The sequence below is a fragment of the Pseudomonas sp. SbOxS1 genome (assembly GCF_013416725.1).
Taxonomy (GTDB): domain Bacteria; phylum Pseudomonadota; class Gammaproteobacteria; order Pseudomonadales; family Pseudomonadaceae; genus Aquipseudomonas.
In genome coordinates, this window is sequence record NZ_JAAVXC010000024.1 from 12,391 (window position 1) to 30,531 (window position 18,141).

Consider the following 18,141-nt stretch of genomic DNA (forward strand, 5'->3'; position numbering starts at 1 on the left):
TCGTCTCGAGTATGGAAACAGATGTAATCAGCATAGCAGCGCAAAAGTGATCGTCTGGCTGCAAGATCAGTTATCGATCCAGCAAAGGTGCCAGCAGTGCACACATGCCGCGCCAGTGCGAACCCTCCCAATAAATCCGTTGGCAACCGTCGCAGCGCAGGAAGTGCGAATAGAGGGCGCCAATCCGTGGCGGCACCTGCAAGCGGGCCAGTTCCGGGCTGATCTCGTGCAGCGGCAGGTTGCAATGAAGGCACAGGCTGAAGGGCCGCGCGCTACGCGCCAGGTCGAGGCGCTCGTATATTTCACGTAGCTGCAACGACGGCTTCAGGGCATGCACGTAACAGCCGTGGCTGATGATCCGCCGCTTGAGCAGTTCGCGGTCGCGGGTCAGCACGATGCGCCCTTGGGTTGCGGCGATCTCGGCGATCTCGCCATCCTCGAAGGTATTGTCGTAGAGCGTGTCGAAGCCGCTCATGCGCAACAGGCTGGCCAGCCCGCCCAGGTGAGCATCCGCGACGAAGCGCAGCACCCGTAAAGGGTGCGCACGCACCTTCAGCAGCGGGCTGATGTCCAGCGCTTCGAACTTGGGATACACCGCCAGCCGGTCACCGTCGAAGATCACCCGGTCCAGGCCTACCGACTCGCCGTTGAGCAGCACCAGCTCGACCTCCGTGTGCGGTATCCCGAGCGCCTCGATCATGTGCTTGACCGTCGCCCCTTGTGCGCACTCGCAGGTAAAAGACTGCCGCCGCCGCTCGGCCGGCAGGAAATCGTTGAGCTCCTCATAGAAGCGAAACGTTGCACTGGTCATGCTCAACAGTATGGCAGGCCTGCAGGATGAACGAGCCCAGGCAGGCCACGACGCGTTTTCATCAGACCGAATAGGGTTTGTTCAGCGGGCCCTTAGGTAAAAATCAACTAAGTCAGTCGACCAGCTGACGGAACTTTAAGCAGATTAGCCCCATAATCAGCAACCGAGTTGAGCGCGCAAGAGTGCGCGCAATAAAACAACTCGATTTAGTTCACCAAGTTTGGAGGTATCCACCTGCGCGGAATCCTGGCGCGGGTGGATAGGCGCAGGCAGGCATGGCATTGAGCGCGGCAGATGTTCACGCGTTTCATTGCCGGCAACGCAACCAACAGGAAGTAACGCGGTTCATTCGGCACTCAGTGTACCGGTCGCGTTACAACTCAATATAGATGCCATGGAAGAACAGCGCCAGTGATGGAGTCAACTTGCGCAGTTGCATGAGCGATCAGCAGTCGTTCCAGTAATGAATGCCAGCTCGATTCGAGCGTCAACAATCGGACTGGGCTGGCAGGATTGGATATTAGCTGTCGCGTGCATGAAGTCGGTAAGTGAGCTTCCGGTTGACGGGCGGACAAGGGTTGGCCCAACGCATACAACCCACCCGAAACGACATAGGCCAAAAAACGCCCCTGCCGCCGCCCCACCTAAAAACTGTACTCACGCACAGGAAGACGCTCATGCACACCATTCGCAACACCTTGGTGGTGGTGGATTCACAGCAGACCAACGACCTGACCCTCAACAGAGCCAAAATGATTGCCAGCGCCACCCAGTCGCACCTGCACCTGCTGGCCTGCGACAAGGGCAACCAGCACTCCTCCTGCTTGAACGACATTCAAGGCACCCTGGTACAGGAGGGTTACAGCGTCAGCACCGAGCAGGCCTGGCATGGCAGTTCACACAAGACCATCATCGCCGCCCAGCAAGCGCAAGACTGTGGCCTGGTGATCAAGCAGCACCTGCCCGACAACCCACTGATGAAGGCCCTGCTCACCCCAGAGGACTGGAAGCTGCTGCGCTACTGCCCCAGCCCGGTACTGATAGTGAAAAGCGCAAGGCCTTGGACCGGTGGCGCCATTCTCGCGGCAATCGATGCTGGCAGCAGTGACATGGAACATCGCGTCCTGCATTCCGGCATCGTCAGCCACGGCTATGACATCGCCACACTGGCCGGCGGCACCCTGCACATGTTGAGCGCCCACCCCTACCCCATGCTGTCGGCGGCCGATTCCGTATTCCAGCTCAAGGAAAGCATTCAGGCGCTCTATCGCGAACTGTGCAAGACATTCCAGGCCGAATTCAATGTCAGCGATGATCGCCTGCACATCGAGGAAGGTCCGGCCGATGTGCTGATCCCGTACATCGCGCACAAGCTCGAAGCCGTGCTCACGGTGATCGGCAGCGTGGCCCGCACCGGACTGTCCGGCGCATTGATCGGCAACACCGCCGAGATGATCCTGGACACCCTGGACAGCGATGTACTGGTGCTCAAGCCGGACGACATCATCACCCACCTGGAGGAACTGGCAGCCCCCTCACACGGCACATCGGCAGATGCCGTGGCATTCTCCTGGCCGTATCACCACCATAACCATCGGCCACATACTTAGGAGCCACAACAGGCCACCTATCCCGCCGAGGTCGCCCGCGCAGCCTGCCCCGGCTCACGGGATGTCACCAGGCCAATGAAGGAGATCGCCAACGCCAGGCCGATGGTCGTGCTCACTTCAGTACGGTGTTCAGGCGTGATCATCATCACCGCCAGCGCCGCACAGATGAACAGGATCACCAGCCAGGTGAGCCACGGGAACAACCACATGCGAAAGGTCAGCTCGACCTTCTGCCGGCGCAACATGCCCCGCATGCGCAACTGCGACACGGCAATGGCCAGGTACACCAGCAAGGCAATGGCACCGGAACTGGCGAGCAGGAACTCGAACAGGCCGGCGGGCATGAAGTAGCTCCATACGGTGATCGCGGCGCCCAGCACGGTACTGGCGATGACGGCTGCCCGCGGCACGCCTTCGGCGGAAGTCACCTTGAGCGCCTTTGGCGCATCGCCACGACGGCCCAGGGAATACAGCATGCGCGAGGCAATGTAGATCGAGGAGTTCATGCAACTGGCCACGGCGATCAGCACCACCACGTCCACCATGAACTTGGCGTGGGGAATGTTCATGATTTCCAGTGCGCGCTGGTAGGAACCCACGGAAGCCAGCAGCGGATCATTCCAGGGCACCACGGAGATGACCACGAAAATCGACAACACGTAGAACACGCCGATGCGCCAGATCACCGAACGCGTGGCCTTGGCGATGTTCTGTGCCGGGTTGTTGGATTCTGCGGCGGCAATGGTCACAGCTTCAGTGCCGATGAAGCTGAACATGATGGTGATGAAGGCGCCGACTACCGCCGACAGGCCGTTGGGGGCGAAGCCGCCGTGGTCCGCCATCAGCTGGCTGAGGCCGCTGGCTTGGCGCTCGGGAATCCAGCCCATCAACACCGCGAAACCCAGGGCGATAAAACCGATGATCGCCACCACCTTGGCCATGGCGAACCAGAATTCGAACTCCCCGTACTTGGACACGCTGAACAGGTTGGTCACCACCAGGGCAATGATCGAGCCCAGGGCGAACAGCCAGGCATCAACCTGGGGAAACCATTGGTGCAGCACATGGCCGGCAGCCAGCGCTTCGATGGGAATCACCAGGACCCAGAACCACCAGTAGAGCCAACCGATGGTAAAGCCGGCCCAGCGCCCGATGGCCTGGTCGGCATAGGTCGAGAAAGACCCGGTATCGGGGTTGGCCACCGCCATTTCCCCGAGCATGCGCATGACCAGCACGACCAGCAGGCCGGAGAACAGATAGGCCAGCATGACCGCCGGGCCAGCCGCCGCGATGGCATGCCCAGACCCAACGAACAATCCGGCACCGATGATGCCGGCGATGGAAAGCATGGTGACGTGACGAGGCTTGAAGCCCTGCGCCAATTGGCCGTTCGAATCCTTGAAGCTAGGGCTTGTCATTGTGGGCACCGCGACAAAAAGATGCGCCACCTTACCCGGCTTCTCCGCCAAATCAATTACCTGATCACGCCGCCTCCGTACCTGATCTCGACACGGGCGAGGTGTTCGTTCGCAGCCAGAACTCATCGGTCATCAACAGGTAGCGGGTTAACAGCTGGCGCGAATTATTCACAATACGTGCGCAACGTCATCACTTTAGCGCTCTTGATGCAGAATTTGCGATGAATATGCTGTTCATACGTTGAACCCGTGATCTCGCACAAGACAGAGAAAGAGCCCACCCCATGAACAGCCCCAGAACGCTCTACCAGAAGCACATCGACAGTCACACCGTTTGTTCTCTCGACGACCAGGGCCATGTGCTTTTGTACATTGACCGCCAGGTCGCCAATGAATACACCAGCCCGCAAGCATTCAGCGGCATGCGTGAAGCTGGCCGCAAGGCCTGGCGCCCGAGTGCGACGCTGGCGGTCGTCGACCACGTCAACCCGACAGCGCCTGTGCGCATTGCAACCATGCCGGATGCCGGCGGCGCACGGCAGGTGTCGTACTTCGAAGAAAACTGCCGCGACTTCGGGATCGAACTGTTTGACGTGCTCGACAAGCGCCAGGGCATCGAACACGTCGTGGCTCCCGAGCAAGGATTTATCCTGCCGGGAATGGTCGTCGCCGCCGGCGATAGCCACACCACCACCTATGGCGCATTAGGTGCGTTCGGCTTCGGCATTGGCACGTCTGAAATAGAACACCTGCTGGCGTCGCAGACGCTGGTCTACAAGCGCCTGAAGACCATGCGGGTCACGGTCAACGGCACACTGGGGACAGGCGTGACGTCCAAGGACATCATCATGGCGCTGATCGAAAAAATCGGTGCATCGGGCGCCACCGGCTACGCGATCGAGTTTGCAGGGCCGGCGATCAACGACCTCAGCGTCGAAGCCAGGATGACCATCTGCAACATGGCCGTGGAGGCCGGCGCCAGGGGCGCATTCATGGCGCCGGACGATAAGGTCTTTGCCTATCTGCAACTCAAGCCCCGCGCACCCCGAGGTGAAATGTGGCAGCAGGCAGTCGCCAAATGGAGAGGCCTGCGCAGTGACGAAGGCGCTGTGTTCGATTGCGAAGTCACGCTCGACGTCGACGCGTTGGAGCCCATGGTCACCTGGGGGACCAGCCCCGACCAGGCCGCGCCGGTGGGCGGGTATGTGCCGGATCCCGCCACGCAACCAGACCTTATCCTGCGCCAGGGCATGCAACGCGCGCTGGACTACATGGGCCTGGAACCCGGAATGCCCCTGAGCGACGTGGTGATCAGCCACGCATTCATCGGCTCCTGCACCAATGCTCGCATTGAAGACTTGCGTGATGTCGCCCGTGTCGTGCGCGGCAAGCATGTTGCTCCCCATGTCCGGGCAATGATCGTTCCCGGCTCAACCCTGGTGCGTAACCAGGCTGAAGAAGAAGGGCTGGCGCGAATTTTCCTGGACGCCGGTTTTGAGTGGCGCCAATCCGGTTGCTCGATGTGCCTGGCCATGAATGACGACGTGCTCGCAGCCGGCGACCGCTGCGCATCCAGCACCAATCGTAACTTCGAAGGGCGTCAGGGCGCGGGGGCACGTACCCACTTGATGAGCCCCGCCATGGTTGCCGCTGCCGCGATAACCGGGCATTTGACCGACGTTCGTTCTTTCGCCCTGGAGGCTTGAAGCATGCAACCTTTCGACCTGGTGAGTGGCAGCGCCGCCCCGTTCCTGGCGTCCAACATCGACACCGACGTGATCATGCCCAAGCAGTTTCTCAAGGGCATCGATCGCAAGGGCCTGGACAGGGGACTGTTTTTCGATTTGCGGTTCCTTGAATCCGGGGAGCCAAACCCGGCATTCATCCTCAACCAGCCGGCGTGGCGCGATGCGGCGTTTTTGGTGGTGGGGCCCAACTTCGGTTGCGGTTCAAGTCGAGAGCACGCCGTTTGGGGCTTGAAGCAGGTGGGTATCCGCGCCCTTATCGGCACCAGCTTTGCGGGCATTTTCTACGACAACTGCCAGCGCAATGGGGTACTGGCGATTCAAGTGTCCGAGGCGCAGCTGCAACAGATTGCGGGCGTTATCAGCAACGCTAAAACAGCGAAGATCAGCGTGAACCTGCCGGCGCAACAAATTGAGCTGGCTGACGGCGCGGTCATTGCTTTCGAGATCGATCAGTTGCGCAAGCAATCGTTGCTGCTGGGTCTGGATGCCATCGGCACCACGCTTCAACGTGAAGAGCAAATTCGCAGCTTTGAAGCCCGGCACCTGTCAGAGAATCCCTGGCTGTAAGGGCAAGGTGTGCGTTGGTGGTGTCCGATCACCAACGCATTACTCCACCGACAGACCGCGGAAATACGCTTCGAGAAACTCGACACACACCCGCAGTTTCGCCGACTCGCTGAGCCTGGTGGGGTACACGGCCCACACGTTCGCACTCTGGGTGTATTCGTGCAGTACCTGCACCAGCCGCCCTTGCTCCAGCATGGGCTTGACGTCCCACATCGATCGCAACAGGATCCCGCCGCCGCTCAACGCCCATTCCAGTACGATCTCGCCACTGTTGGAGGACAAGGGGCCGCTGACACGCACCGACTCCTGCTGTCCATCCTTGGTCAGGTTCCAGACGCCGAACGCGTTATCGCGCTCCTTGAGCACCAGGCAATCATGGCGTTGCAAATCATCCAGCGTGCGAGGCGTGCCCCTGCGCTCCAGGTACTGCGGTGTCGCGCACAGCACCCGTCGATTGCTCACCAGTTTGCGACCCAGGTGCTGACCCGGCAGGTCGTCCCCCACACGAATCTCCAGGTCGAACCCCTCGCCGACGATATCGACGACGCGGTCAAACACGTCCAGGCGGACGTCGAGTTTCGGGTAGGTCTGCGACAGTTTGCACAGGGCGGGAGCTACGTGGTTGCGTCCAAAACCGAAGCTACTGCAGATGTGCAGCGACCCCGTTGGCTGGTGCCGCGCTTCGGAAATTTCGCCAACAAAATCGTCGAGGTCACCCAGCAGTTTCTCCGCCCATATCCGCGCTCGTTCGCCGTCGTCGGTCAACGCGATGCGCCTTGTGGTGCGGTGCAGCAGCTTCGTGGAAAGGGTCGACTCCAGTACGCCAATACGTTTGCTGATGTAGGCCGGTGAATATCCCAGCTCTTCGGCGGCACTCGCGAAGCCATTTTTTCGAATGACGGTCAGGAAGACTTTGAGGTCTTCCGGCAAGGGAAATTGATCACGATTCGTGTTCATACGCCGCATGGTTCCGCTATTTATCTCTCAATTTGCGAAGGATAGCATCGATTTACCGAGTGGTGACCAGGCCCTGGTCAACCGTGAGTTCTTGAATCCTCGATAAAAACAACATGAGGAAATAGCCACATGAACAAGCCTTATGAGCAATCCCTGAAAGTCGATGAAGTGCGTGAGGGTGCGTTTCGTCAACGCCTGCGCAGCCTGTGCGCCTATGAAATCGGGGTGATACCCCTACCGGTGTTTCTTGGCATCGCCGTGATCGTTTACCTGTCGGCGCACTTGGGCTTTTTGCCGAAAAACATGATCGGAGGACTCGCCGTCATCATGACGATGGGCATGTTCTTCGGCCAACTGGGTTCGCGCCTGCCCGTTCTGAAAGAGATCGGCGGCGGCGCCATCCTGTGCTTGATGCTGCCATCGATCCTGGTGTTCTACGGCTTCTTCGGGCCGGCCACGATTGACGCCACGAAAATGCTGATGAAGGAAGCCAACTTCCTGTACTTCGTGATTGCCAGCCTGGTCGTCGGCAGCATCCTGGGCATGAGTCGCTTCATCCTGGTTCAAGGCATGGTGAGGATGTTCATACCCCTGCTCGTCGGAACCCTGGCGGCCGTGGGCAGTGGGCTGATCGTAGGCAAACTCGTCGGCTACAGCTTCCACCACACCTTTTTCTTCATCATTGTGCCGATCATTGGCGGGGGTATCGGTGAAGGAATCCTGCCGCTGTCGCTGGCCTATTCGGCGATCCTCGGTGGCACCCCGGATATCTATGTGGCCCAACTTGCACCCGCCGCTGTGGTGGGCAACATCGCGGCGATTATCTGTGCGGGATATCTGGCGCGCCTGGCCCTTAAACGCCCGCATCTCAATGGCGAGGGTTCACTGATCCGTGCCAAGGACGAAAATGACAAGTTCCAGGTCAAGGAAGAGATCAGCAAGGTCATTGATTTCAGAGTGATGGGCGCAGGCGTGCTGGTCATCTGTGCTTTCTTCGTCCTGGGCGGCCTGCTTGAGAAAGTCGTGGGTATTCCCGGCCCCGTGATGATGATTCTGGCCGCCGTACTCTTCAAGTACGTGCGCGTCCTGCCGGAAAAACTGGAAATAGGCGCAAACACTTTCTACAAACTGGTGTCCGCCGCCTTCATCTGGCCGGTCATGATCGGCCTGGGCATGCTGTATGTACCACTCGACAGCGTCGTGAAGGTCTTTTCCATCGGCTATGTGCTGGTCTGCGTATCCGTGGTTGTCGCCATGACCGTCGCCGGTTTCTTCATCGGCAACTGGATGAAGATGTACCCCATTGAATCGGCCATCGTGACCTGCTGCCACAGCGGCCTTGGCGGCACCGGGGATGTTGCGATCCTGTCAGCGTCCAATCGCATGTCGTTGATGCCCTTTGCACAGATCTCCACACGCATAGGCGGTGCTTCGACGGTGATCCTGGCGACTATTCTTTTGCGGATGTTTGTTTGATCGCCAATTCATAGACCCCCTTCAATTAACATAGAGGTGTTCACTTTGCGGTGAACACCTTTTTTGCCTATGACTCATCATGATCGAAGGGAGCGAAACCTGTGACGGACACCCTCAACCCACGCAGATTGAAGATTCTGGCTGTCTGCGCAGCGATGCTGGCGGCAGGCCCGGCGCTCGCGCAGGACAGCCTCGAATCGATCGTCGGCGACGCCGTGCGCCCAGTCATGCAAACCCAAGGCATCGCCGGCATGGCCGTGGCCGTCACCCTCAACGGCAAACAGCAGTACTTCAACTATGGCGTGGCCTCAAAAGAGACCGGCAGCCCGGTGACGCAAGACACCCTGTTCGAGATTGGCTCGGTCAGCAAAACCTACACCGCCACCCTCCTCGCCTACGCCCAGGCCACCGGCAAGCTGGCATTGACCGACAACGCCAGCGCAGTGCTGCCGGCCTTGCGCGGCAGCGCGTTCGACCACATCAGCGTGTTGCAGCTGGCCACCTACAGTGCCGGCGGTTTGCCGCTGCAATTTCCGGCCGAGGCTGATTCGCCTGAGAAGATGCTCGGCTACTTCCAGCAGTGGAAACCGGTATATGCCGTTGGCAGCCACCGCCTGTATTCGAATCCCAGCATCGGCTTGTCCGGCTACCTCGCCGCCCACAGCATGGGCCAGCCCTTCGATGACGCCATGGCAAACACCCTGCTGCCCAAGCTTGGCCTGAAACACACCTGGCTCAAGGTGCCGCAGGAGCAGATGACGCGGTATGCCCAGGGCTATGACAAGGCCGACAAACCTGTGCGGGTTGGGCCGGGGGCGCTGGATGCTGAAGCCTATGGTGTGAAAACCAGTGCTGCGGATTTGATTGGTTTTGTTCAGGCCAGCCTGCAACCGGCCAGCCTGGACAAACCCTTGCAACAGGCCATCGCCTTGACCCATACCGGTTACTACAGCGTCGGCGACATGACTCAGGGGCTGGGTTGGGAGATGTATCGCTATCCGGTCACTCTTGATCGTTTGCTGGCGGGGAACTCGACGGAGATGGCTATGCAGGCGCATCAGGTTCAGTGGCTGAATCCACCACAATTACAGACAGGGAATATGTTGTTCAACAAAACCGGTTCGACCGGGGGGTTCGGGGCTTACGTTGCGTATGTGCCATCGAAGGATATTGGCGTTGTGATTCTGGCTAATAAAAACTACCCGAATGGGGAGCGGGTGAAGATTGCTCATCAGATACTGAGTGCGTTGAGCGACTGAGGAGGAGATCAAAATCAAAAGATCGCAGCCTGCGCCGCTATAGGCGTACGTCTTACCATTATCGCTGCAGGCTGCGATGTCCACTGAATCAGTAAGTAGCACCCAAAAGAATGCATTCTACCGCTCCGCCGTATTCATTTGCAGCCCGTCTTCTGATGGACACCACTGTGCAGATCTATGATTGTGTCATCAGCACTTCGCTCATCCAGACTCACGAACAGGTAGCGGTATCGCTGATTCTCCAGTGCCACTTTGAAACCTTTCGGTAATTCTATATCGGGCAGTCGACGCAGTGGTCCCAAGTGTGCCAAGCCATTGCTCTTCGGCCATGGAGTAGTGTCTGGGTACCCCTGGCACAGCGTAAAATTTGACCAACGAAAAGATGTAATAAAGCCGGCCTGATCAGTGAGTGCGCCTGCGATGGGGCCGCTAATGCGCCCGTGGAATACCCTAGGTTCTGTGGAGTTTTGGAAATTGTCCACCGAGAACAGCTGCTGGCCGTTAATGCCAAAAACTCGGTCGCTATCTGCTGGTTGGAAATAGGCGAACTCAGGAACATCGAGAATGCGTATTATTTTATCAAACTGCCAAAAATTCAGAACGTCGCTTCCAATACGAGCAAAACGAAATCGTTCGCTAGTTCCATTGGACAGATCAAAGGCTTTGGAACACCGCAGTTCAGGATGCCCAGGCACAGGACAGGAAGGACTAAGCATTTGGATATCACCTGCAGGTATTTCCTCCAAAGCTTTGCCATTCAAGTAAACACGTTCACCATCACTAACTATACTTCCGTAATATACACTTGCAGGAGAAAGTAGAGTAAGATCAGGTCGTACATCTGATCTAAGATAAACTCCGTCGATCGAATCAAACCGGTATACCAGATTATTATTAACTACAAACGGACCCGCAAACTTCACACCTCCGCGCACCAAATCCGGAACAACAGATTCTTCATAGTAAACATGGTCTTTGTCTCCTGCCCATTTAGGATTGCGGTCGCCATCCTTAGCATCAATCGGATGAAAAGTGTCGGGATCTGCACCTTTGACGACTGTAGTGAGGAGAAATACCGTACGACCATCGGTCACATAGCCGGAATCTCCAATTGGACGCAAGTCGGCGCCGTTGGGTGTAAGCAGGTAATAGTTACGCTCTTCAAGCAGTACATCATTCTGCAATGTTTTAGGAAGCATACAAGCGAAGTGTGGAATCCCATCACCAGAGCCAACGCGCGGGCAGGCATAGGAGGTTTTTTCTGAACGAGTAATAAAGTAACCCTTGCCTTCAATCACACCAAATCTGCTGCTCACCATGTCAATCTTTATGTCCTGACATTTAGCTTGCTTTGTCGGTTTCAGTTCGTAAATCGCCTCGTCAACTTCAGCCTGCGGGTACCAAGTTTCTTTACATTCACGTGTCAAGGCGGCTTGTGCAGTAGAGACTCCACATATAAGTAGCAACCCAGCCAATAGCATAACTTTAGGAAAGTGATTTCTCATCAGAGTAGGCACCATTCAACCGCTTGCTCAGATCGTGTGATCTTGTCGGAGAAGGGCCAGGTGCGTATGTGATAACGCTCCACCAGTTGCATCGGCAAGATCTCGCCCTGCTCGAAATACCGGGTGTCGTTCCCGGCCTTCACTGAATGATGGCGAGGAAGCCAACCAATCTTCCAGTACCCACTTACCGGGCAGACTTGGCCGCTATAGCAGTACGGCGCGGATAAATGAGCCTGGCTGAACGCTGGGGACCCCGGCAGTCCCTGGCCGGTGGCCGGGTTTAGGAGTTTGGCCTTGGCCAGTTGGTTGATCAGCGCGGTGCTGGGTTTTTCTGGCGGGACATTGGCCAGGCGCTCTTCGAGCCATTGGAGCTTGCCGTCCCAGGCGGGCAGCTTGGCGGGTGGCAGGGGGAGAATTTCGTTGATTTCGGGGACTTTGGGGTTGGCATAGGAGTAGTTGGCGAGTATTCGCCAGATTTTTTCGTAGCGTTCGGCGCGTTCGAGGTCTTCCTGTTGGCCGAGGTAGTAGAGTTCATTGGAAGGAGGGGGATTACGAAATGCTTCTTCTAGGTGGCCGGCAGCATTTGAGTTACCAGCAGCCGTCCCAAGTTGATAGGCTTCGAGCGCTTCCTGGTAACGCCCTTTGCCCTGAAGATTTACTCCCAATGCATTAGCCGCTTCGCCATGGCCTTGCTCGGCAGCACAGCGGCGCATTTGCCGGGCAATGTCCGGGGCCATATCGCTCGGAGCCAGTTTCTGGCCCACATACGCCTGGGCTTGGGCATTGCCGCTATCGGCAGCTTTGCGGAAGTAACGCAGGGCCATTTCCGGATCCTGCTTCAGCCCGGCTGAACCTTGTTGTAGGAAGATCCCGACGATGTAATAACCCGTCGCCACACCCTCGCTGATCAATCGCTCGCTCAACCGCAAATGTTCGTCACCTCGAAGCTGGAAGTGCCCGCGCATGGCGCCGTTCTGCAGGTTGATGTTGGCCTTGTAATGACCGTTTTCGGCGGCAATGCGGTACAGCCTTTCGATCTCCACATCGACGCTTTTATCTTCTTTGAGCTGATTATTTTTTTGCAGCCAGCGTGCGTACTGGAACAGCACATCGGCCTCGGCTGACGGCGCGGGAAATTGCTCATGCACACAGCTAAAGGCCAGATCGGCCTTGGTCTCGTTAAGTGATTTCACCTGAGGGTCCTTCTTCATATAGGTAAAGGTGCTGCGGCTGTCGCAAGCAGTCAGCAGCAGGCATGACAACAAAAGAGCGAGACGCATCAGTCGATGCCCTTGAGGGTGGCTTTGTCGTAATAAAATTCGACGAGGGGGGCGTAGGGTGCCCCCATAACCTTTTCACCCTGGCGATCGATATTTACATCGATGATGTCTTTCCAAGCCTTGAATGCTCCCCCCGGGTCATCCTGTGCCCCCATCCCCTTCGTATGCAGATCCCACAACCGCCGCCGCAACGCCTGCGTCACACTCGCCCACTCATGGGCAATGTTCAGCTCACTGTCGACCTGCATGCTGCGGGTGTTGATGTTGGCCGAGCCCTGGGTGGTGAACACGTCGTCGATGATCATCAACTTGGAGTGGACGTACACCGGCATCCACCGCTGGCCCGCGGGCGAGTCAGGGGCGACCAGTGAACACAGATGGACCTTCAGGCCGGGACGTTCCTCCTGTTGAACCGTGCTTTCCTTGATCGCCCTGGTTTGCCGATCGAGCTCGGACTCCCACCTGGCCAGTTCCTGCTGCCCGACGCGGTCGTGAGGTTCGAAGGTCGGCTGGGGCGGCGCGTTTTGTTTGACCTCTTCGATGCGCTGTAACTTGGTGACTCCGGGAATGATCTCGCCCCGTCCGAGGCTCTGGAGCATGCGCTGGGTATTGACCGCGCCGGGGCCTACGCTGTCTTCGCTGGCATTGGTGATCACGAACAGATGCAAGGGGCCATGTATGCCGGGATCGCGCCCGGCCTTGGTCTGGCCGGCCGCCACCGCCTTGATCAGTTCGGCCAGGGGTGGCCAGCGGAAGTACTGGTTTTCGATGTAGATGAACTGGGTGGCGTTGTTGACGGCTTGCAGGTAGAGCTGCTCGATATCGCGTTTGCCATCCTGGGCCTGGGTGCGGACGATCTGCGCGATTTGTCGGGTGGCGTCCGGGGTGCATTGCAGTTGCGGTCCGCATTGCATGGACTGCCGTGAGGCAATCAGGTCCTCGCCGGTTTCCTTGCGCCAGGCCTTGGCGAAGTTGTTGTGCAGGGCTTCCAGGATCGGCCCGCTGACGCGGCTGGAAATGTCCTGACGCGGGGTCATGCCGCGCGGGCCTTTATGGGGTGGCGGCTTGCGCTCCTCGGAACGATTCAGCGCCGAATGGGCGTTGGTGTCCCAGTATTCGTCGAGCATGTTGTGGCCCATGACGAAACCGACGGCACTGTCCGGCAGTTCGAAGTCCACCAGCACGGTTTTTTGATGATGCGTGGGGGTCGCTTTCAGGAAGAAGCGCGTGGCCCCGCTGACCTGCGGATCGAGACGCGCGCGTCGCACTTGATGGGCGATTTCCGCTCGTTCATTAACATCGAAACCACGACTGACAAACAGTGGCAGCCTGAGTTCGCCACGCTCAGCCGCCTGATCACCCTGGACCGCAAACTCGGCAAACCATTGGCGGTCATAGTCGTATTGCGCCTGGGTGGAGCTCTGCAAGGCCCGATCGTTGATACGCAACATGCCTTTGCCCGGCAAGTTGGCTTCACCTGACAGGCCTGCGGCATTGAACGGCGCTTCCCAACCCAGTATCCGAACCTTGACGCCCTGTTTCGCCTTGGCCTTGAGTAACTCGCCGATGCTCGGCACCTCGCGATCGCGGATGAAATACATCGACGGCTGGAAGCCCCAGCAGATGATGTCGACAGTTTTCGTGGCGTTGAAAATAGCCTCGTGAACTGCCCTGAACGTGTCTTCTCCGTTGATCAACGGTTCATAGGTTGCCAGGGCGGGAGGGTATTCGGTGTTCCGCACATACCAGGGCGGGGTGCAGGTCACCTCTTGGCTGTGCTGGAATGCAACCGGTGAGACGAACTCATATTTGCTCATGACGTCATCCCTTTCTGATCGTTGATTGCGTGTAGCGCCGCGTCGTACAGCGCGCGGTGATCCGTGTGCGAGGTGGGTTGGCTCATCTCTGAATCGGCCTGCGTGGGGTGGTTGTGCAAGCCACGATTGGCTAGGTGCGCCTGTTCGGGGTTGCGGTAATCGGTGGGCACCGGAATCTGGTAGGTCACACCGTTGGCCATGACCAACCGGTAGCTTCGGGTCACGACCTGATGATCGATCAGCAATTGCCCGGAAGCGTCCAGCACGCCTTGCTTGAGCTCGGCACCGTCGGCGTACAGCGTGTAGGGCATGCCCGCCCAGACCTGGCGGTTGGCATTGGGGGCTTGCGACAAGTTGAATCGCAGCGTCTGTTTGGACAGGCTTTGTGGGTAATCCGGATGGGCGGCGGTCATGCTGGCCGGGCCGCTGTATTCGAAGTGCGCCGCCTTGACGTTGTGATCTCCCAAGGTTCCCGATTCGATGCAGCACGCATCGAGGGTGTAGTAGCTGCCGCCACCATTGAGGGTGATTTTCTTTTTCGCCGTGATGCGGACTTCGTCTTCGGTGCTGGTGATGTCCAGGCCATGCCGCGCCAGCAGTTCCAGCTTGTCGTTCTGGGCCTGAATCTGTACCGCGCCCTGGTTGGCAATCAGCTTGATCCCCAGCTTGCGCACGAACAGGCTCAACCCTTGGCCCACACCGATGAACAGGCGCTTGACCACGCTGAGATCGGCCTCGCCGCCGGCGTTGAGCATCAGGTTTTCCTGCGCCGCCAATTGCAGGTGCTGGCCGCTGGTGAGGGCGATGCCTTGGGGCGCGCTCAGCAGAATCACCTGGGCCTCGAGCTCATCGAGCTGATCGCGCATCAGTGACAGTTGCGCCTGCACATCGGCAGGTTCGGCGTGGGCCGCCTGGGCATCACTGGACAAGCCTTGCATCTGCTCGCCAGCCTGTTGCAAGCGGGCCAGTGCGGCTTGCATGTCCAGCACCTGACCCTGGGCTTTCGGTTGTTCATCGGCGCTGATGAACAATCCTTTGCCTGCACGGAGGGCGCCATGACCATCGCTCCTCAGCTCAAACCCTTCCCCCCGCTTCTGCTTCTTGGCATCCACCAGATGCCCCAGGTTCAGCTGACTCTTGCCTCCATATTCCGTGCTGAGCTTGACGTGCTCCTGCCCGCGCAGGTCTTCCATGCGCAGCTTGTTGTTCGCCGGGGTGCGCAGCACGTTACGGGTGTAGTCGCGATTGCGCAGGGTCACGTGGTCCGGGTGTTCGCTGTCGTGCAGGGCGTGGGCGATGTAGGGGCGGTCGGGGTCGCCCTGTTCGAAGGCGATGGCCACTTCGGTGCCGCAGATCAGCGGCAGGTGCAGGCCATGGGTGTCGCCGGCGTAGGTGCGCGCCTGGCGTAGCCACATGCTTTCCTCGCCGAGCTTCCACGGGTCGCGGTCGAACAGGAAGTTGACCTTGTAGCGGCCTTGGAGATCGATTTCGGCGTATTTGTCGTGGGCTTCACCGCTGGTGACCCGGGCCGGGACGGTGCCGGCGATTTGTGGTTTGGCCAGCAGTGGCGGGCGAAAGCACAGGGTTTCCGAATAGGGCATGGCTTCAAAGCGACACTCGAAGCTGACATCGCGGGCGGCACGGGTGCGTACGGCGACGATCGCGCAACGCGGGGTGAAAGCCTGCGGTGCTCCGCCGCCGGTGATGGTCAGCACCTGGCCCGGTGCCAGGGTGGCGCTGCTGCTGATACCGCTCAGCTGGGTCTGCTCGTTGAGGTAGCGCTCGTGGCGCAGGAGCGCGTAGAAGTAGCCGCTTTCGCTTTCCAGGTCTTCGTGCTGATCGTAGGCGCCACCGAGCACGCGGTAAGGCTCGGCGTAGTGGTAGGCCTCGCCGTAGGTGATTTTCGCACCGCGGGTCTGGTCGACATCGGCGTCGAGGTGGGCGCTGGCGTCCAAGGGCTGATAAGTGCGGATGTTGACGTTTTTTTCCACCACCTGGTGCCTGGTTTGCAGGCCCCACACGCCGTCCTCATCGCTGCTGCTGAGCCCGGCGGGCGAGAAGTTTGGCAACTCGACATCGAACTGGTAGCCGCGCTGGCCGTCGCAGAATTCCACGACGTCGATGTGCAGGCGTTGGTCGCTGGTGAGGCGGTACCAGATGCCCACTTCAGCCAGCAGGCGGCTGATGAAAGCCAGGTCGCTTTCGCCGTACTGCATCACCTGTTCGCGCCGGGGGTACTCTCGTGCCAGGCGGAACAGGAAGTCCTGGCCTCGGAAGTCGTGGCGGCTGCGCAGGATGCTTTCGACGATTTCCGGTACCGACTGTTGCTGGTAGATACGGTATTGCCGGCCGCGCTCGAGCAAGGCCAAACGCGGTTGCAGGGTCAGTTCGTAGCGGGCTTCGTCGACGGAGGCAGACAGGCGTTTTAACCCGGTGATCACGCCGTTGAGGGTGCGCAGCGGTTTGATTTCAGGGGTGGGCAGGCCTTTGATGACCGGTGGTTGTTGGGCGGCGTACAGGCTGAAACTGGCGTCCTTGCCCAGCAGGTGTTCGGCCGCGAGATCCTGCTCGGTGCTGGTGAATTCCACGCGGTAGGTGAAGGGTTGGCTGAGGCGTTCTTCGCCGTGGAAAGCGAGGACGTCGAGGTGGGTCGCAAGATCGCGGACCCAGAGTTTATGATGGCTGTGGTTGAAGAAGATGCGCGATTGTGTGCTCATTTCAGGCCTTCCTGGTCTGCGGGGGGAACGTGCAGGAAGGGTTTGGCGTTCACCCGGGTCCTGACGGGTAAAAGCTTTAGTGAAATCGAAGGAAGCTGGAAATAGGACGTTTCTGAGGATGGCGTAGGGCGTTTCTGTATTGGAATACGGGGGTTAACGTGTCGGACAACGCTGTAGGAGCTGCCGCAGGCTCGGGCCGCGTTCGGACGATCTTTTGACGTTGATTTTTCAAGATCAAAAAATCGCAGCCTGCGGCAGCTCCTACAGAGGGTTAGCGCTATTGCTGCGGGTCGATGTTGTCCAGCGCCCTATTCACCAGTAACTCCCCCACCACTGCCAATTGCTGAATCGACAGCGCCACGTTGCGTTTGGAGCTTTCCAGTTCGCAGGCCAGATCGGTGACAAGGACGTTCAGAGAGGCGAGGGTTTCGCAGGCGTGGCATAGCAGGGTTGCGGTATCGACGCCGGGGACGATGGTGAAGATGTGGCTGACCGGATCGGATTGCCTGGGGTTACGCAGACGAGCGCTGATGGCGGGTTCGGTGATGTCAGAAAGCGGAGCAGTATCGAGGGGATCTGAAGCGGATGCGGGGTCTGGGGGGTTGGGACTCAATTTTTTCATGTGCGAAGAACCTCGGTAATTAAAGAAACTGCCGATCTCACTTCCACAGGAGGGTGGCAGCTGTTCGCAGGTGTGGAAGTCCGGGATACCGAGAGAAACCCAGTGCACTCAAGAGTGCTCCTGCGCGCAGCCGCCATAAGCAACAATGTTGGCATAAAAAACGCCAAGAGTTGTTTACAGGTGCACATGCGTTCTCGGTAACCAACGGACTTCCACATCCGACCACTGACTTCACAGCGGCCAAAGAAGGTTATCGATACGCCACAACGCGCACCAGTTCATGGGATCCGCCGCGTCTTGCAGGACATTTCCGACGCCAGTGAAGGTCATTGCCCACACTTATTTAATGAGCAT

The 18,141-nt window shown here is 58.6% G+C and carries 13 protein-coding genes; 5 read left to right on the plus strand and 8 right to left on the minus strand.

Features of this window, described 5'->3' with window-relative positions; all coding sequences use genetic code 11:
• Positions 1 to 70: 70 nt before the first annotated feature.
• Positions 71 to 811, minus strand: a complete 741-nt coding sequence (locus HFK74_RS19630) for a Mut7-C RNAse domain-containing protein (RefSeq protein ID WP_180204925.1) — start codon at positions 809 to 811, stop codon at positions 71 to 73.
• Positions 812 to 1,488: 677 nt separating this feature from the next.
• Between HFK74_RS19630 and HFK74_RS19635 the strand changes: the two genes are divergently transcribed.
• Positions 1,489 to 2,421 carry a universal stress protein gene (locus HFK74_RS19635; RefSeq protein WP_180204926.1) on the plus strand — a complete coding sequence of 311 codons (933 nt, stop codon included), beginning with the start codon at positions 1,489 to 1,491 and terminating at the stop codon, positions 2,419 to 2,421.
• A 17-nt stretch (positions 2,422 to 2,438) separates the two neighbouring features.
• Here HFK74_RS19635 and HFK74_RS19640 read toward each other — a convergent pair whose 3' ends face one another.
• Positions 2,439 to 3,839, minus strand: coding sequence for an amino acid permease (locus HFK74_RS19640; RefSeq protein ID WP_180204927.1), 1,401 nt, complete (start codon positions 3,837 to 3,839; stop codon positions 2,439 to 2,441).
• Positions 3,840 to 4,123: 284 nt separating this feature from the next.
• Here HFK74_RS19640 and leuC point away from each other — a divergent pair, with 284 nt between their 5' ends.
• Positions 4,124 to 5,545 (plus strand): 3-isopropylmalate dehydratase large subunit, encoded by a 1,422-nt coding sequence (leuC, locus tag HFK74_RS19645; RefSeq protein ID WP_180204928.1) that lies wholly within the window; start codon positions 4,124 to 4,126, stop codon positions 5,543 to 5,545.
• A 3-nt stretch (positions 5,546 to 5,548) separates the two neighbouring features.
• A complete protein-coding gene (gene leuD, locus HFK74_RS19650; protein WP_180204929.1) occupies positions 5,549 to 6,154 on the plus strand; it encodes a 3-isopropylmalate dehydratase small subunit in 606 nt (201 codons plus the stop codon).
• Positions 6,155 to 6,193: 39 nt separating this feature from the next.
• On the opposite strand, the gene HFK74_RS19655 is transcribed toward leuD, so the two are convergent.
• Positions 6,194 to 7,111 (minus strand): LysR substrate-binding domain-containing protein, encoded by a 918-nt coding sequence (locus HFK74_RS19655; RefSeq protein WP_180204930.1) that lies wholly within the window; start codon positions 7,109 to 7,111, stop codon positions 6,194 to 6,196.
• A gap of 129 nt (positions 7,112 to 7,240) precedes the next feature.
• Here HFK74_RS19655 and HFK74_RS19660 point away from each other — a divergent pair, with 129 nt between their 5' ends.
• Positions 7,241 to 8,587: a 2-hydroxycarboxylate transporter family protein gene (locus HFK74_RS19660; RefSeq protein WP_180204931.1), complete on the plus strand. Its 1,347-nt coding sequence runs from the start codon at positions 7,241 to 7,243 to the stop codon at positions 8,585 to 8,587.
• Positions 8,588 to 8,688: 101 nt separating this feature from the next.
• Positions 8,689 to 9,846, plus strand: a complete 1,158-nt coding sequence (gene ampC / locus HFK74_RS19665; protein WP_368738169.1) for a class C beta-lactamase — start codon at positions 8,689 to 8,691, stop codon at positions 9,844 to 9,846.
• A 134-nt stretch (positions 9,847 to 9,980) separates the two neighbouring features.
• Here the strand turns inward: ampC and HFK74_RS19670 are convergent, their stop codons facing one another.
• The 5 genes from HFK74_RS19670 to HFK74_RS19690 form a co-directional block, all read right to left on the minus strand.
• Positions 9,981 to 11,351 carry a DKNYY domain-containing protein gene (locus HFK74_RS19670; protein ID WP_180204932.1) on the minus strand — a complete coding sequence of 457 codons (1,371 nt, stop codon included), beginning with the start codon at positions 11,349 to 11,351 and terminating at the stop codon, positions 9,981 to 9,983.
• Positions 11,351 to 12,631: a sel1 repeat family protein gene (locus tag HFK74_RS19675; RefSeq protein WP_180204933.1), complete on the minus strand. Its 1,281-nt coding sequence runs from the start codon at positions 12,629 to 12,631 to the stop codon at positions 11,351 to 11,353. Before HFK74_RS19675 ends, HFK74_RS19670 begins: the two co-directional genes overlap by 1 nt.
• The gene (locus HFK74_RS19680) at positions 12,631 to 14,448 is read right to left on the minus strand and encodes a phosphatidylserine/phosphatidylglycerophosphate/cardiolipin synthase family protein (protein ID WP_180204934.1); all 1,818 of its coding nucleotides are present in this window, start codon (positions 14,446 to 14,448) and stop codon (positions 12,631 to 12,633) included. The genes HFK74_RS19675 and HFK74_RS19680 overlap by 1 nt, the downstream gene beginning before the upstream one ends.
• On the minus strand, positions 14,445 to 17,165 hold the full coding sequence (locus HFK74_RS19685) for a type VI secretion system Vgr family protein (RefSeq protein ID WP_180204935.1): 2,721 nt from the start codon (positions 17,163 to 17,165) through the stop codon (positions 14,445 to 14,447). Before HFK74_RS19685 ends, HFK74_RS19680 begins: the two co-directional genes overlap by 4 nt.
• A 277-nt stretch (positions 17,166 to 17,442) precedes the next feature.
• Positions 17,443 to 17,787 (minus strand): DUF6124 family protein, encoded by a 345-nt coding sequence (locus tag HFK74_RS19690; RefSeq protein ID WP_180204936.1) that lies wholly within the window; start codon positions 17,785 to 17,787, stop codon positions 17,443 to 17,445.
• Positions 17,788 to 18,141 lie beyond the last annotated feature (354 nt).